The sequence below is a fragment of the Klebsiella sp. PK18 genome, from assembly GCF_057784655.1.
Genome location: NZ_CM173493.1, coordinates 4,348,058 through 4,363,711, shown reverse-complemented (window position 1 = coordinate 4,363,711; position 15,654 = coordinate 4,348,058). Strand labels below are relative to the sequence as shown.

At 58.0% G+C, this 15,654-nt stretch carries 16 protein-coding genes and 1 other RNA gene; 10 read left to right on the top strand and 7 right to left on the bottom strand.

Annotation, left to right across the window (positions count from 1 at the left end; genetic code table 11):
• Positions 1–20: 20 nt before the first annotated feature.
• From AC3EMD_RS21535 to amtB, 4 genes are all read left to right on the top strand, one after another.
• Entirely contained in the window at positions 21–1,793 is a 1,773-nt protein-coding gene (locus AC3EMD_RS21535) for a SmdA family multidrug ABC transporter permease/ATP-binding protein (RefSeq protein ID WP_008805411.1), read from the top strand.
• A complete protein-coding gene (locus AC3EMD_RS21530) occupies positions 1,786–3,564 on the top strand; it encodes a SmdB family multidrug efflux ABC transporter permease/ATP-binding protein (RefSeq protein WP_008805412.1) in 1,779 nt (592 codons plus the stop codon). The genes AC3EMD_RS21535 and AC3EMD_RS21530 overlap by 8 nt, the downstream gene beginning before the upstream one ends.
• Positions 3,565–3,807: 243 nt before the next feature.
• A complete protein-coding gene (glnK, locus tag AC3EMD_RS21525; protein WP_002891893.1) occupies positions 3,808–4,146 on the top strand; it encodes a P-II family nitrogen regulator in 339 nt (112 codons plus the stop codon).
• A 33-nt stretch (positions 4,147–4,179) separates the two neighbouring features.
• On the top strand, positions 4,180–5,466 hold the full coding sequence (gene amtB, locus AC3EMD_RS21520) for an ammonium transporter AmtB (protein WP_012542680.1): 1,287 nt from the start codon (positions 4,180–4,182) through the stop codon (positions 5,464–5,466).
• 51 nt (positions 5,467–5,517) lie between these two features.
• Here the strand turns inward: amtB and tesB are convergent, their stop codons facing one another.
• Complete coding sequence (tesB, locus tag AC3EMD_RS21515) at positions 5,518–6,381, bottom strand: acyl-CoA thioesterase II (protein WP_008805414.1); 864 nt, start codon at positions 6,379–6,381, stop codon at positions 5,518–5,520.
• Positions 6,382–6,602: 221 nt separating this feature from the next.
• Between tesB and AC3EMD_RS21510 the strand changes: the two genes are divergently transcribed.
• Positions 6,603–7,094 carry a YbaY family lipoprotein gene (locus AC3EMD_RS21510; RefSeq protein ID WP_008805415.1) on the top strand — a complete coding sequence of 164 codons (492 nt, stop codon included), beginning with the start codon at positions 6,603–6,605 and terminating at the stop codon, positions 7,092–7,094.
• A gap of 37 nt (positions 7,095–7,131) precedes the next feature.
• Here the strand turns inward: AC3EMD_RS21510 and AC3EMD_RS21505 are convergent, their stop codons facing one another.
• Both AC3EMD_RS21505 and AC3EMD_RS21500 read right to left on the bottom strand, forming a co-directional pair.
• Entirely contained in the window at positions 7,132–7,443 is a 312-nt protein-coding gene (locus AC3EMD_RS21505) for an MGMT family protein (protein ID WP_008805416.1), read from the bottom strand.
• Between the two features lie 68 nt (positions 7,444–7,511).
• Positions 7,512–7,919: a hypothetical protein gene (locus AC3EMD_RS21500; protein ID WP_008805417.1), complete on the bottom strand. Its 408-nt coding sequence runs from the start codon at positions 7,917–7,919 to the stop codon at positions 7,512–7,514.
• 241 nt (positions 7,920–8,160) lie between these two features.
• On the opposite strand from AC3EMD_RS21500, the gene ffs reads away from it, so the two are divergent.
• The 3 genes from ffs to AC3EMD_RS21485 all read left to right on the top strand — a co-directional run bounded on the left by ffs (position 8,161) and on the right by AC3EMD_RS21485 (position 9,036).
• Positions 8,161–8,257: signal recognition particle sRNA small type (ffs, locus tag AC3EMD_RS21495), an RNA gene on the top strand.
• A 309-nt stretch (positions 8,258–8,566) separates the two neighbouring features.
• Positions 8,567–8,824, top strand: coding sequence for a hypothetical protein (locus AC3EMD_RS21490; RefSeq protein WP_002891977.1), 258 nt, complete (start codon positions 8,567–8,569; stop codon positions 8,822–8,824).
• Positions 8,821–9,036 (top strand): hypothetical protein, encoded by a 216-nt coding sequence (locus AC3EMD_RS21485; protein ID WP_004142688.1) that lies wholly within the window; start codon positions 8,821–8,823, stop codon positions 9,034–9,036. The genes AC3EMD_RS21490 and AC3EMD_RS21485 overlap by 4 nt, the downstream gene beginning before the upstream one ends.
• 134 nt (positions 9,037–9,170) lie before the next feature.
• Here AC3EMD_RS21485 and yczR read toward each other — a convergent pair whose 3' ends face one another.
• Positions 9,171–10,598 carry a MocR-like transcription factor YczR gene (yczR, locus tag AC3EMD_RS21480; protein ID WP_049156410.1) on the bottom strand — a complete coding sequence of 476 codons (1,428 nt, stop codon included), beginning with the start codon at positions 10,596–10,598 and terminating at the stop codon, positions 9,171–9,173.
• An 88-nt stretch (positions 10,599–10,686) separates the two neighbouring features.
• Here yczR and yczE point away from each other — a divergent pair, with 88 nt between their 5' ends.
• The gene (yczE, locus tag AC3EMD_RS21475) at positions 10,687–11,301 is read left to right on the top strand and encodes a membrane protein YczE (protein ID WP_008805419.1); all 615 of its coding nucleotides are present in this window, start codon (positions 10,687–10,689) and stop codon (positions 11,299–11,301) included.
• A gap of 44 nt (positions 11,302–11,345) precedes the next feature.
• Here yczE and AC3EMD_RS21470 read toward each other — a convergent pair whose 3' ends face one another.
• Complete coding sequence (locus AC3EMD_RS21470) at positions 11,346–12,221, bottom strand: nickel/cobalt efflux protein RcnA (protein WP_101139886.1); 876 nt, start codon at positions 12,219–12,221, stop codon at positions 11,346–11,348.
• A 164-nt stretch (positions 12,222–12,385) separates the two neighbouring features.
• Between AC3EMD_RS21470 and AC3EMD_RS21465 the strand changes: the two genes are divergently transcribed.
• Positions 12,386–12,658, top strand: coding sequence for a metal/formaldehyde-sensitive transcriptional repressor (locus tag AC3EMD_RS21465; protein WP_012542675.1), 273 nt, complete (start codon positions 12,386–12,388; stop codon positions 12,656–12,658).
• Positions 12,659–12,720: 62 nt separating this feature from the next.
• Here the strand turns inward: AC3EMD_RS21465 and AC3EMD_RS21460 are convergent, their stop codons facing one another.
• Both AC3EMD_RS21460 and AC3EMD_RS21455 read right to left on the bottom strand, forming a co-directional pair.
• A complete protein-coding gene (locus AC3EMD_RS21460) occupies positions 12,721–14,280 on the bottom strand; it encodes an EAL domain-containing protein (RefSeq protein ID WP_302073771.1) in 1,560 nt (519 codons plus the stop codon).
• 233 nt (positions 14,281–14,513) lie between these two features.
• The gene (locus AC3EMD_RS21455) at positions 14,514–15,623 is read right to left on the bottom strand and encodes an ABC transporter ATP-binding protein (RefSeq protein ID WP_008805423.1); all 1,110 of its coding nucleotides are present in this window, start codon (positions 15,621–15,623) and stop codon (positions 14,514–14,516) included.
• Positions 15,624–15,654 lie beyond the last annotated feature (31 nt).

Below are 15,654 nucleotides of genomic sequence, written 5' to 3'. Positions count from 1 at the left end.
ACAAATCAGGATCTTACTGCTTGCGATTATTTGCTCAACTCAGCTGGTACTTCCGCCGGGAGTGGCGCCGCTATCTTGGCGCGATTGCCCTGCTGGCCATTATTGCCGTCCTGCAGCTTATTCCGCCGAAGGTGGTGGGCATTGTGGTGGACGGCGTGACGCAACAACATTACACCGCAGAGAAGGTGTGGATGTGGATCGGCGCGCTGGTGCTGGTCGCGGTAATGGTCTACCTGCTGCGCTATGTCTGGCGCGTGCTGCTGTTCGGCGCCTCTTACCAGCTGGCGGTCGAACTGCGGGAAGATTTTTACCGGCAACTGAGCCGCCAGCATCCGGCATTCTATTTGCGCCATCGCACTGGCGATCTGATCGCCCGCGCCACCAACGATGTTGACCGGGTGGTATTTGCCGCCGGTGAAGGGGTGTTAACCCTGGTGGATTCGATGGTGATGGGCTGTGCGGTATTGATTGTGATGTCGACGCAGATTAGCTGGCAGCTCACCCTGCTGGCGCTGTTGCCGATGCCGCTGATGGCGCTGGCGATTAAACGCAACGGCGATGCGCTTCACGAACGTTTTCGCGTGGCCCAGGCGGCCTTTTCCAGCCTTAACGATCGCACACAGGAGAGCCTGACCAGCATCCGCATGATTAAGGCTTTTGGGCTGGAGGATCGCCAGTCGGCGCAGTTTGCCGCCGATGCCGCCGATACCGGCGCGAAAAATATGCGCGTGGCACGCATTGACGCGCGTTTCGACCCCACCATCTATATCGCCATTGGGGCCGCTAACCTGCTGGCTATCGGCGGCGGCAGCTGGATGGTGATCCACGGCAGCCTGACGCTGGGCCAGCTGACCAGCTTTGTGATGTATCTTGGCCTGATGATCTGGCCGATGCTGGCGCTGGCGTGGATGTTTAACATTGTTGAGCGCGGTAGCGCGGCCTATGGCCGTATCCGCACAATGCTTGAAGAGGCGCCGGCGGTGGACGACGGTACTGAAGCAGTGCCGGCAGGCCGCGGTGTCCTGCAGGTTGCCATCCGCAACTTCATCTATCCGCAGGCGAGTAAACCTTCGCTGGAGCAGGTTAATTTTACCCTCCAGCCGGGGCAAATGCTGGGTATCTGCGGGCCGACGGGCGCCGGTAAAAGTACCATTCTGGCGCTGCTGCAACGTCATTTTGACGTCACCAGCGGCGAGATCCGCTTTCACGATCTGCCGCTGCCGCGTCTGCAGCTCGACAGCTGGCGCGCCCGGCTGGCGGTGGTCAATCAGACGCCATTTTTATTCTCCGACACCGTCGCCAATAATATCGCGCTGGGCAAACCGGATGCGACACCGGCGCAGATTGAACGCGTGGCACGGCTGGCCAGCGTGCATGACGACATTCTGCGCCTGCCCCAGGGGTACGATACCGAGGTGGGCGAGCGCGGCGTGATGCTCTCCGGCGGCCAGAAACAGCGCATCTCGATTGCCCGCGCTCTGCTGCTGGAGGCTGAAATTTTGATCCTTGATGATGCTTTGTCGGCGGTAGATGGCCGTACGGAGCACCAGATCCTGCACAACTTGCGCCAGTGGGGGGAGGGGCGGACGGTGATTATCAGCGCCCACCGGCTGTCGGCGCTGACCGAGGCCAGTGAAATTCTGGTGTTGCAGCATGGGCATATTGCCCAGCGTGGCCGCCATGAGGCGCTGGCCGTGCAGCCAGGCTGGTACCGCGACATGTATCGTTACCAGCAGCTGGAGGCCGCGCTTGACGAGGTTCCGCAGGCGCAAGAGGAGGCCCTGGATGCGTAGCTTTACCGAACTCTGGCCGACGCTTAAACGCCTGCTGGCCTATGGTTCTCCCTGGCGTAAGCCGCTGGCCATTGCGGTGGGGATGATGTGGATCGCGGCGGCGGCGGAAGTGAGCGGCCCGCTGCTCATCAGCTATTTCATCGATAATATGGTGGCGAAGCATACACTCCCGCTGAAGCTGGTGGCAGGCCTGGCGGTAGCCTATATCGGCCTGCAGTTGCTGGCGGCATTACTGCACTATAACCAGTCGCTGCTGTTTAACCGCGCCGCGGTCGGCGTCGTCCAGCAGTTGCGTAGCGATGTAATGGATGCCGCCCTGCATCAGCCGCTCAGCGAGTTTGATACCCAGCCGGTTGGGCAGCTTATCTCGCGGGTGACCAACGATACGGAAGTCATTCGCGATCTGTACGTGACGGTGGTGGCGACGGTGCTGCGCAGCGCGGCGCTGATCGGCGCGATGCTGGTGGCGATGTTTAGCCTCGACTGGCGGATGGCGCTGGTGGCGATCGCGATCTTCCCGGCGGTGCTGATCGTGATGATCATCTATCAGCGCTATAGCACGCCGATCGTGCGCCGGGTGCGCGCCTGGCTTGCTGATATCAACGATGGTTTCAACGAAGTGATCAACGGCATGGGGGTGATCCAGCAGTTCCGCCAGCAGGCGCGCTTTGGCGAACGGATGCGCGAGGCCAGCTATGCCCACTATCTGGCGCGGATGCAGACGTTGCGCCTCGACGGTTTTCTGCTGCGCCCGCTGCTGAGCCTTTTTTCCTCGCTGGTGCTGTGCGGGCTGCTGATGCTGTTTGGCTTTAGCGCGGTGGGCACGATCGAGGTCGGGGTCCTGTACGCGTTTATCAGCTATCTCGGACGCCTTAACGAGCCGCTTATTGAGCTGACCACCCAGCAGTCGATGCTGCAACAGGCGGTGGTCGCCGGCGAACGCGTTTTTGAGTTGATGGATCGCCCGCGCCAGGCGTGGGGCTCGGATGACGCGCCGCTGAGCAGCGGCCGGGTGGAAATTGACCATCTCTCCTTTGCCTACCGGGGGGATCGACTGGTCCTGCAGGATATCAGTCTGGATATTCCCTCCCGCAGCTTCGTGGCGCTGGTCGGGCATACCGGCAGCGGGAAGAGTACTCTCGCGAGTCTGATGATGGGCTATTACCCGTTAACCCACGGGGAGATCCGCATCGATGGCCGGCCGCTTGCTTCCCTCAGCCACAGCGCGTTGCGTCGGGGCATCGCGATGGTGCAACAGGATCCGGTGGTGCTGGCGGATACCTTCTACGCCAACGTCGCGCTGGGTCGGGATATCAGTGAGACGCAGGTCTGGGAAGCGCTGGAGGCGGTGCAACTGGCGGAGGTGGCGCGCAGCATGAGCGATGGCCTGTACACTCAGCTGGGCGAGCAGGGCAATAACCTCTCCGTTGGGCAGAAACAGCTGTTGGCGCTGGCGCGCGTGCTGGTGGAGACCCCGCAGGTATTGATTCTGGATGAGGCGACGGCAAACATCGACTCCGGCACCGAGCAGGCGATCCAGCAGGCGCTGGCGAAAGTCCGCCAGCATACCACCCTCGTGGTTATCGCCCATCGACTGTCAACCATCGTTGAGGCCGATACCATCCTGGTGCTGCATCGCGGTCAGGCTGTCGAGCGGGGCACCCATCAGCAGCTGCTGGCGGCGAAGGGTCGTTACTGGCAGATGTATCAGCTGCAGCTGGCTGGCGAAGAGCTGGCGGCCAGCGCCCGGGAAGAGTCGCTCAGCGCCTGATGCACCACCAGCAGGCAGCGAAGAAAGCGTGGCCTGCCGTGGTGCAAAAACGTTACATTAAATGCACTGTTGTGGTGCATTTTTGCGCTGCAAACGCGTTTCAGCAGGCAATTGTCTGACCTGTCCCCTGTTTTTTACCATCAAAGGGCCGCTCTGCGGCCTTTTTTCATTTCTGGCATAGCCCTTGCTTTATATCCATCGTGTTAGCTGCGGCCATTACCGAATACTGCCTGGAGGGGACTTATGAAGCTGGTTACCGTGGTAATCAAACCATTCAAACTGGAAGACGTGCGTGAAGCCTTGTCTTCCATCGGCATTCAGGGCCTGACGGTCACTGAAGTCAAGGGCTTTGGCCGTCAGAAAGGTCATGCGGAGCTCTACCGCGGCGCCGAGTATAGCGTCAACTTTCTGCCAAAAGTGAAGATTGATGTGGCGATTGCCGACGATCAGCTGGATGAAGTCATCGATGTGATCAGCAAAGCGGCTTACACCGGAAAAATTGGCGACGGCAAAATTTTTGTCGCTGAATTGCAGCGCGTCATTCGCATCCGTACCGGCGAAGCTGACGAAGCGGCACTGTAATTTCCAGACCACACAGTGATGGGGAACGAAACAATGAAAATGGCAACAATGAAATCGGGTCTGGGGGCATTAGCCCTTCTTCCGGGACTGGCAATGGCCGCGCCCGCAGTGGCGGACAAAGCCGATAACGCGTTTATGATGATTTGCACCGCGCTGGTTCTGTTTATGACCATCCCGGGGATCGCGCTGTTTTACGGCGGCCTGATCCGCGGCAAAAACGTCCTTTCCATGCTGACTCAGGTGATTGTGACCTTTGGCCTGGTCTGCGTACTGTGGGTGATTTATGGCTATACCCTGGCATTCGGCACCGGCGGCAGCTTCTTCGGTAGCTTTGACTGGGTGATGCTGAAAAATATTGAACTGAAAGCGCTGATGGGCACCTTCTATCAGTACATCCACGTGGCCTTCCAGGGCTCGTTCGCCTGTATCACCGTCGGGCTGATCGTGGGGGCGCTGGCTGAGCGTATTCGTTTCTCCGCCGTGCTGATTTTCGTGGTGGTGTGGATGACGCTCTCTTATGTTCCGATTGCGCACATGGTCTGGGGCGGCGGTCTGCTGGCGACCCACGGCGCGCTGGACTTCGCGGGCGGCACCGTTGTACACATCAACGCCGCGGTTGCCGGGCTGGTGGGTGCGTACATGATGGGCAAACGTGTGGGCTTCGGCAAAGAAGCGTTCAAACCACACAATCTGCCGATGGTGTTCACCGGAACCGCCATCCTCTACGTGGGCTGGTTCGGCTTCAACGCCGGCTCCGCCAGCGCAGCGAACGAAATTGCCGCACTGGCTTTCGTCAACACCGTCGTCGCCACAGCGGCAGCCATCCTGGCCTGGACCTTTGGCGAATGGGCTCTGCGCGGCAAACCTTCACTGCTGGGCGCCTGCTCCGGGGCGATTGCCGGTCTGGTTGGCGTCACACCAGCCTGTGGGTATATCGGTGTCGGTGGGGCGTTGATTGTGGGTATCGCATCTGGTCTGGCGGGCATCTGGGGCGTAACGGCGCTGAAACGCTGGCTGCGGGTTGATGACCCTTGCGACGTCTTCGGCGTCCACGGCGTCTGCGGCATCGTCGGCTGTATCCTGACCGGTATCTTCGCGGCCACCTCTCTGGGCGGCGTGGGTTATGCAGAAGGCGTCACCATGGGCCATCAGCTGCTGGTGCAACTCGAGAGTATCGCGATTACCATCGTCTGGTCGGGCGTTGTCGCTTTCATTGGCTACAAAGTGGCGGACATGACCGTGGGGCTGCGCGTACCAGAAGAGCAGGAACGCGAAGGACTGGACGTCAACAGCCATGGCGAAAACGCCTACAACGCCTGATAGAAAACCCTTCTCCCTGTAGCAAAAAGCCTCCCGTTCGGGAGGCTTTTTTTATGCGTTGCGGTTACGCATCACCCCTTCCTGGACCGTTGAAGCCACCAGCGTTCCATCCTGAGTGTAGAACTCGCCGCGGACGAAGCCACGGGCGCTGGAGGCCGAGGTGCTTTCAACGCTGTATAATAGCCATTCATTGATATTAAACGGCCGATGGAACCACATTGAGTGGTCGATAGTGGCGACCTGCATGCCAGGCTCAAGGAAGCCGACGCCGTGCGGCTGCAGCGCCACCGGCAGGAAATTAAAGTCCGAGGCATAGCCCAGCAGATATTGATGAATGCGCAGATCGTCGGGAACGGCGCCATTGGCGCGCAGCCACACCTGGCGCACCGGTTCAGCAATATGGCCTTTCATCGGGTTATGAAATTCGACCGGGCGGATCTCCAGCGGTTTATCACAGAGGAATTTATCTTTTACCTGCGGCGGCAGAAGGTGTGCCAGCTTGCGGGCGATATCGGTTTCCGAGTGCAGGCCGTCAGGAGAGGGGGCCGGCGGCATCGCTTTCTGATGCTCATAGCCGTGCTCTGGCGCCTGGAATGAGGCGGTCATATAGAAGATCGGCTTCCCGTTCTGAATGGCGGCCACTCGCCGGGCGCTAAAGCTGTTGCCGTCGCGCAGTACTTCCACATCGTAGACGATCGGTTTCTGGCTGTCGCCCGGGCGCAGAAAGTAGCTGTGAAACGAATGTACCAGACGTTCAACGGGCACGGTCTCTTTTGCCGCATACAGCGCCTGGCCCACCACCTGGCCGCCAAAAACCTGGCGCAATCCCAGGTCTTCGCTCTGTCCGCGGAATAACCCTTCCTCAATTTTTTCCAGATCTAATAATGCCAGCAGGTTAGAGAGTGCCTGACTCATACTTATCCTCAATTAATGATAGCGGCGCAGCGCGGTGCGCGTGATGTGGCAAAGTATAACCTGGAATCGCAAGTGGTCCGATGGGTGTAATAATCTGAATAACGAGGGGGTAACAGGAACAAATCTGAGATCTGTGCCACACTTATTGACGACACGAAAGTTCCTGCCGGCGAAGCGGCGGAACATCCTCCTGGGTATTAAGGGATGATAAGGAGAACATCATGAAATTTGCCTATATGTTTAGTGCCTTAGCCGTCGCCGCGACGCTAACCGCCTGTGCTAATCACCACTCTACCAGTTCTTCGACTCAGGCAGCCGCGCCCGACCCTTATGGCATCGCGACGCTGAGCGTGGCACAGCAGCAGCCGAGCGTTACGGGGACGATTAATATCCGCCAGAGAATCGCTTTACCGCCGGATGCGGTACTGACGGTGACCCTGTCGGATGCTTCTCTGGCAGATGCGCCAGCCCGCGTGTTGTCGCAAAAAGCGGTGCGTACCGAAGGCAAACAGGCGCCATTTAACTTTGCCCTGCCTTACAATCCGGCAGACATTCAGCCGAACGCCCGTATTCTGCTGAGTGCCGCGATCGCGGTGAACGGCCAGCTAATGTTCATTACCGATACCGTGCAGACGGTGATAAACCAGGGTGGGACGCATGCCGACCTGACGCTGGTTCCGGTCACGCAGACCGCCGTCCCCGTTGCGCAATAAGCTCGCCGAGCCCCCTGACGGGGGCTTTTTTTTGTCTTCAGTAAACCCAGCGATAATGCTGGAGATCGATATGGCCGCTGCCGGAGACCTGAACCCCTTCGGCCAGCAACGCCTGGCGCTGTCGCTGAAGATCGGGCCCGGTGAGGGAGATATCGCCATGGCGATTGACCACCCGATGCCAGGGCAGGGTTGACCCTTCCGGCAGGCGCTTCAGTACGCCACCTACCTGGCGCGCGGCGCGCGGTGAACCGGCCAGGCGGGCGACATCGCCGTAGGTGGCGACATAGCCTTCCGGTATCGACGCCACGATATGCCAGACGCGTTGGGGGAATGTGTCGTGCGGATCCATGTTCAGCCCTGTTAACCGGAAAACGCCAGCATAAGCGCTGAGGCGCAGGCTGTACAGCCTGCCTCGGTTCAGGCGGGTTGTTCGACAGTGAAGGTTAGGGCCAGGCCGAGGATCTGCATGCCATGGACATTGTCAGACGGTGAACTGGCGATGAGGCTCTCGAGAAATTTCAACCGCTGCGAAGTGGCGTTAATGATCAGTTTCGCGCGCAGGCCTGGCATGGTCAGCGACGAAATGGGGTACACCACCCGGCCGCTGATGTAGACGGGCAGTTTGCGCAGTTCCACCTGGCGCAGCACGCCGACGGTGGAATAGAGCAGCGCCAGCGGCGTGACCGCCCGCACGGGGGTCTGGCTGATGGTCGCGAAGTCGAGCATTTTTTCCGGGCGCAGATAGTTCACGCCATGAAAGGCGATGGTCATCCCTTCAATAGCGGGTAAAGGCAGAGTGATGGTCTGTGGTGATGAGTCAGTCATTCGATTACCGTCGAGACAAGGTGCTGATGATTAAAGGTGACGCAAGAGGGCTAAGTATGGTGGATAACCCGGCAATGTGCTGAGCGCGCGCTCCCAATCTCACAGCCTGGCCGTGAGTTGTTGGTTTTATTGGCGTATTGTGCAATAAACCAGCAGGCGATCGGGGTGAGCTTGCAATTCACCAGGTCAGCAGGGATAATGCGCCAGCGCGTTGGGTAACTAACGCTCTCAATGGGGGCTCTGTTGGTTCTCCCGCAACGCTACTCTGTTTACCAGGTCAGGTCCGGAAGGAAGCAGCCAGAGCAGACGACGTGTGTGCCGGGATGTAGCTGGCAGGGCCCCCACCCATTTCGCCCTCCTGATATCTCCCTTGTATTTGTCCGGTCTTTATCCCTGCTATAATTAATATCTGATACGGATCACATATTATTTTTTGTTGCTAAAACAACCCGTTTTTATTCCATAATATTTACTTGTCATAAATCTGAAATGCTACTGAAATATTAATGTCATTTGCATGTCATAAATAAAAGGCATCTTATTGATGGGAATTTGTTGCCAGAGCCATGCTATAAAATATATCTCTGGATCAGCATGTTAACTTCGTGTATTAATTATGATGATTTTATTGCACGGGAAGCGTAGCTATGACCACAGTGGTTTTGAATGTAAAAATTGACGCCGAGTTAAAAGAGAAGCTGCGTCATTATGCGGAAGTGAATAACGAGAACCTGGGAACGGCAACGGAAAAGCTGCTGCAGCTGGCTTTTCAGCTGGAGGAATCAGCAGGTGAGGCGGGGGTGACGGAAGAGGACATTGACAGCCAGCATACCGAAGAGGAAGCGACCCCATTAACCCCTAAAGAAATCAAAGCATTAAGAAAACTTCTGAAGAAGAAAAAATGAAACAACAATTCTCTACAGCCAGCAACTATAGCGAAGCCTGCGATATGTTGCGCTCAGGATACGTAAAACACGTGCGCCTGAACTGGAATATCGGTAGTGATGAGTTCTTTCGCATTGCCTCCGACTGGTGTGACACCGGCGCTAAAATTAAAAAAGATGAAGATGGCTTTATTATTTCCCTGAAAGGGTTTCCTATTCCGCGTCAGCATTAATGAAATTGCCTTATTTCTGTCACTGGGATGCCATAACCAGAGGGCAGGATACTCAGGCAATTTTATAAAAACATCTCATATACCTCATGGATGATGGTCATTTGACGGGCTGATGCCAGCCCGTCGATATTTTCTTATATTATTTTCCGCAAACGCGTATTTTCCTTCTGTTCTGCAAGGCTTTGCCACAGCGGTTGTAGCGTGGAGAAGGCCTGGCGCAATGCTTCGTCTGGCAGTGTAAATGGCAGACGCAAATAGCGATCAAAGGCTCCCTCAAGACCAAAGCGCGTGCCGGTGCCGATATGGATCCCCTGACTTTCCGCGCGCGCAGAGAACAGCGTGGCCAGCATGTCAGGGAGTTCCACCCAAAAAGAGAGCCCACCTTCCGGCGGCGTAAAGCGCCAGCGGGGAAAATACTCCGCCATTAACGTTTCGCACATGTCCCGGCGCGCCTTCAGCATTTCCCGCCGCGGCGGTAGCAGCGTGGCGGCATTGGCCAGCAGCCAGCTGCAGGCCAGTTGCTCCAGCAGAGGCGTACCCAAATCCAGGGAATCGCGAGCCTGAATAAGGGAGGCGATGGTTCGCGTACTGGCGCGGATCCAGCCGATGCGCAGTCCCCCCCAGAAACTTTTCCCGGCTGAGCCAATGGTGATCACCGCAGCATCGGGATTAAAGCAGGCCAGCGGCGGGGGCGGTGGCGCGTTATACCAGAGATCAACCATGGTCTCGTCGATCACCAGCGTCGTCCGCGTCCTGGCGGCGATATCCGCGACCCGCTGGCGGGTGGGAGCATCCATACAGCGCCCGGTGGGATTGTGAAAATCCGGCATCAGCCACGCCAGACGCGGCGCGGTCTGCGCAATAGTCGCCGCGAGTCCATCACAGTCCCATCCTTGCTGTGGAAGCGCGACGCCGACCGGGCGGCAGGAGGCGCCCTGAATGGCGCTAATCGCCATCGGATAGGTGGGGGCATCGATGACCACCCGGTCACCCGGGCCGGTAAACAGGCGGAGGATCAATGCGAAGGCGCTGAGGGCGCCGTTGACCACCATCACTTCATCGGGCCGCGTCGGCAGACCGCGTTCGCTGTAGCGACGGGCAATCGCCTCCCGCAGTACCGGCAGCCCTTGTTGATCGTAGCCGGTCTGGCCCAGGTAGGGCGGCAGCAGCGTCATGGCATGCTGGAAGGCCTGATGGACTTCCGGCCCGGCGCTGAGGGCGGCGGTAGAGAGATTCAGCGAGGAGGGGATGTCTGAGGGGGGCGGCAGGTCGGCGGGACGCTCTGGCAAGACAATGCGCGAACCGCTTCCCTGACGGCTGTAGAGAAAACCCTCCTCCCGTAACTGGCCGAGCGCGCTGGCGATGGTGGTCCGGCTGACGTTCAGCGCCGCCGCCAGCTCGCGCTCGCCTGGCAGGCGCGTTTGCAGCGTCAGGCGACCGTCGAGGATCAGCAGGCGGAGCGCTTCCGCTAGCTGACGCCATAGCGGCGTGCGTGAAGTGGACTCCTGCCAGTTGCCGAGCAGGCGTACCAGCGATTGTGTTCCAAAGCGTCGGGTTGACATAGCGATCCACTTTTCCAAAACTGGCCATTAATTATCAGTCCATTTTTGCTGATGATAAGGGCATTCGCAATGATGTAGAGGAAAAAATATGCTTCGTCGCCTGCTGCAGTTATATATCGGCCTGGTACTTTATGGCGTGTCCACGGCGCTCTTCGTGCATGCCAATCTTGGCGCCGATCCGTGGGATGTTTTCCATCTCGGGGTGGCTAAACAGCTGGGTATCAGTTTCGGTACGGTGATTATCCTGACCGGCGCGGCGGTGCTGCTGCTGTGGATCCCGATCCGGCAAATGCCGGGGCTCGGCACGGTGAGCAACGTTATCGTGCTGGGGCTGGCGGCGGATGCCACGCTGGCCGTCCTGCCGCCGCTGGAGTCGCTGGTGGCTCGCAGTGTGCTGCTGGTGGGGGCGATTGTGCTGAATGCTATCGCCACCGGGATGTATATCGGCGCGGGCTTTGGCCCCGGGCCGCGTGATGGCCTGATGACTGGTCTGCACGCTCGTACCGGCTGGTCTTTGCGTGGCATCCGGACGGCTATCGAGTTGACTGTGCTGGTGATTGGCTGGCTGCTGGGCGGTAAGTTTGGCGTCGGCACCGTGATTTACGCGCTGTCGATTGGGCCGCTGATCCAGCTGTGCCTGCCGTGGTTTCGCCAGCCCGTCAGCCGCAAAGCGGTCAGCACTCCGCAGGAGATAGTCTCCTGAATTAACGACTCGCCCTCTCTATCCGCAAGAGGGCGAGCCGACGCTTACAGGCCGCTCAGACCGTGAACCATCATGTAGATCCCCACCACGATAATCAGTAAACCTGAGAACCAGGGCGCCTTGCGCGAGATATCATTAAGCCAGGGCCAGCGGCGGGTGGCCTGTTTAAGACTCAGCGCGGCGATAGCACCGGAAGCCACCAGCGTCAGCGCCAGCCCAACGCTAAAGCCCAGTACCAGCGTGGCGCCAAGCGAAAATTTCTTCAGCTGTAAACAGATAAGCAGCACAGTAATGGACGCCGGACAGGGGATCAGCCCGCCGGTCAGGCCAAACAGTACGATCTGCCCGGTCGTCACCTGACGGCCATCAAAGCGCCGGTTGATCTCCTGAGCATGAGCCCGCTGATGCGCGTCCTGCCACTCCTCCGCCACCAGCGGCGCGGCGGATGAGGACGCATGTTCATAGTAGTGATTATGTTCATGGTGGTGATCATGTTCGTGGTGATGATCATGTTCGTGGTGATGATCATGTTCGTGGTGGTGCTCATGTTCATGGTGGTGATCATGGTGCGTATGGGGCTGCGATTCGCGCCAGGTGCGCCAGAGCATCCAGCAGGCAATCAGTACAATCGCTATCCCCGAGATCAGTTGAAACCAGGGTTCGGAGGTCTGCGCGTTCCAGCCGCGGCCAAACCACAGGCCGGCCATGGCGATCAGCCAGACGACTGCCGTATGGGAAACCGTCGCCGCCAGCCCCAGCAGCACCGCCTGTTTTAACGTTCCCCGTACCGCCACGATAAAGGCGGCCATCATGGTTTTTGAATGGCCCGGTTCAAGGCCGTGCAGGGCACCGAGCAGTATCGCGCTGGGAATAAACAGCCAGGCATTACCTTGCTGCAGAAGGGAAGTGAAATCGTTCATATCGGGATCCTTGCCAAAAGTGCGTTTATCCTACTCCCCCCCAGTAGTAAAATACTACCCCCCAGTAGAAAAAGCGGCTGACAAAAGGGATCATGCTATGCTGGCAGGCGTTACTGATGATGAAGGTCGGTAATCACGGACAGAATGAAACGGTGGATCGTGCAATGTCACATACAGTTCGACACAAAAAAATGTTACTGACCCGACTGAAAAAAATTCAGGGGCAGAGTTCCGCGTTAGAGAAAATGCTCAATCGCGAGCATGAGTGCGCTGAGGTACTCCAGCAGCTGGCGGCGATTCGCGGCGCGGTCAACGGTATGATGCTGCAGGTTATTCAGGGGCATCTGACCGACCATGTGGTGAAAGAGCCTGAAGAGACACAGCGTGAAGCGGATCTGGAGACGGTGATGCAGGTGATCAAATCTTATCTGAAGTAGCGCCCAGGCGCGGGCGGCGAAGTGGCCACACCCGCTGGCATTCTGCTTATTGCTCCTGTTGCTTAATGCACATGGAGGTTATTTTCTGCCCACAGAATAAACTGCTCTTTTGGCAGCGCCTTGCTGTACAGCCATCCCTGGGCGTACTGGACGCCATGCTGTCGTAGCCAGTCGCGCTGGCTTTCGGTTTCCACCCCTTCGGCGACGGTGGCCAGATTGAGCGCTTTGGCCATTTCAATAATGTGCGGCGTCAGCGGCCGGTACTCGAGGGTATCGACAAAAGATTTATCGATTTTCAGCGTATCGACGTCCAGTTTCTGCAGATAGCTCAGGCTGGAGTAGCCGGTGCCAAAGTCATCAATCGAGATACGATGCCCGGCCTGACGGTAGTGAGCGATCACCGGCATGGTGGTCTCCGGGTCGACAAACCCGCGCTCGGTGATTTCAAGGATGATCTGTTCGGCGGCGATCCCCCAGTGCTGCAGCTGATCGTGTAACAACGTCGGCAGGGTGGGCGAGCGTAAATCATCTACCGACAGGTTGATGGAGATGTGCACTTCCGGCCGCTGCCGCAGCCAGGGACCGAGATCGGTAAAAATTTTCCTGACGATATCTTCCGTCAACTGCGTAATCAGCCCGGTCTGCTCGGCCAGAGGAATAAAAATATCCGGCGATAAAAAGGTGCCGTCGGGTTGCTGCCAGCGGGCCAGCGCCTCGGCCCCGGCGATTTTCCCATCCTGCAACGAGATTATCGGCTGATAGTAAACCTGAATCGCTTCGGAGTTGAGGGCGTCCAGCATACTGTTGCGTGGTGATCGCAGGTGTCTCAGCAGGCGCAGCAGCAGCCAGGTAGCAATCAGGCTGGTGAAGATGCCGACAGGGAGCCAGAAGATTAGCTGCTGGCGAATACGCTGCTGCAGCGGCAGCGTCGACGACCAGGTCACGATGCCGGAGCCCAGCTCGGGAATGCGCTGGATCCGATAGACCGTGTTATCCAGCGTCAGCATATTAATATGTGGATCTTTAATACGCTGCCAGACCGTATCCGGCAGCGGTTGGCTGCTGATCACCATTTTCAGGTGATCCAAACCAAACAGCATGGTATGGATCTTCTCCTCGCTGGCAGGAACCACATCGATAAAAGAGATGGGATCGATCATCACCATATGCTGTTGACTGCCCATGGCCGTCATCTGGTGATTAAGGCCGAGATCGTTTATTGAGGTCAGCCAGGTGCGATAGCCGTCAGGGGCAATGTGATCCGGCGGGGGAAAGGTGACCGCGACGCTATGGTCTTCCAGGGAGGAACATTGCGGCACGGAATCACGCAGCCAGAGCACTTCCTGAATGTAGCGATGGGTATAGGCGATGCGGCGGAGCGTGAGCAGGTGCTCAGGGCTACAGGAGGCGGCGGTGTGTGAGTCGGCCTCACGTAGCGCTTCCCTGGCCTGATCGGCAACCTGCAGCGTGCGGACGACGATACGGTTGGAATAGTCATCCAGTTCACGATAGAACTGCAGCTTGGCCTGCCGCGCTGCCTGCCAGATGCTGAGTGAGATGGGCAGGATGATGGCCAGTATCAGCACCCCTGTAAACAGCGCCACCAGATGCCGGGTCCTCATGCCTGTGTCCTTATCGTTCGCCGGGTGTCATCAGTATATGCGAAAGATAAATCAGGCGCAGCGAGAGAAGTGAGCTGCGGTCGCGAAAAAACCGGCATCGCGAGAGGCTGCGATGCCGGGAGAGAAGGATGATTCCGATGCAGCAGAATAAAAATGAGGGTGTGAATGCCGGGCAGGGTGTGTTCCGGCATTCAGTCGCAGCATACGCGGCGCAGATGACAGCAATATGTTAGCTAGTGCGCATCCGGCGCCGGGATATCAGCGCTGATACGCAGGTCATTCTCATCAAATACCATGCAGAAGCGCTCATCGAAGGCCAGATTTATTTTCTGCCACGGGCGGAAATGGACGTCGCCGGGCAGCAGGACCTTGACGTTATCGTGGCCGTAGCACTGGCCGAACAGATAGGTATTGTTACCCAGACGCTCCACCACTTCACATTGAAACTCCACCACGGTACCGGTAGTGACGTCGGGCGTGAGATGCTCTGGCCGGATCCCCAGCGTCACCGCGGCGCCGGGCTTCAGCGGCTGGGTAGCGATATTGAGGACCAACTGATGGTCCTGCGCGAGGGTGACCGTTAAGCGTTCCGGCTGCCAGTCGCTGACGATGGCCGGCAAAAAGTTCATCTTCGGCGAGCCGATAAAGCCGGCGACGAATTTGTTGACCGGATTGTAATACAGCGCCATCGGCGAACCCATTTGTTCGACTTTCCCGTAGTTCATGACCACGATTTTATCGGCCAGCGTCATCGCCTCTACCTGATCGTGGGTGACATACACCATGGTGGTCTTCAGCTCCTGGTGCAGACGGGCAATATGCAGGCGCATATCGACGCGCAGCTCCGCATCGAGGTTAGAGAGCGGCTCATCGAACATAAACACCCGGGGATTACGCACGATCGCCCGGCCAATGGCCACGCGCTGCCGCTGGCCGCCAGAGAGCTGCTTCGGTTTACGATCCAGCAGGTGCGAGAGCTGCAGCGTTTTAGCCACCATTTCCACCTGGCGACGGATCTCCGTTTTCGGCACTTTATTCACCTTCAACCCGTAGCCCATGTTCTCTGCCACCGTCATGTGCGGGTAGAGCGCATAGGACTGGAAGACCATCGCCACGCCGCGGCGGGCGGGCACGACATCATTCATCACCTCATCGCCGATCAGCACTTCACCCTCGCTGACCTCTTCCAGACCGGCAATCATGCGCAGCAGCGTCGATTTTCCACAGCCGGAAGGACCGACGAAAACGGCAAACTCGCCATCTTCAATATCGAGATTGACCTGGTGCAGCGTCACCGTGCTGCCGAACCTTTTGGTGACATTCCTCAGTCGTATATTGGACATCCACATTCCCCGAAGTGAGTAGCTGTTGTTG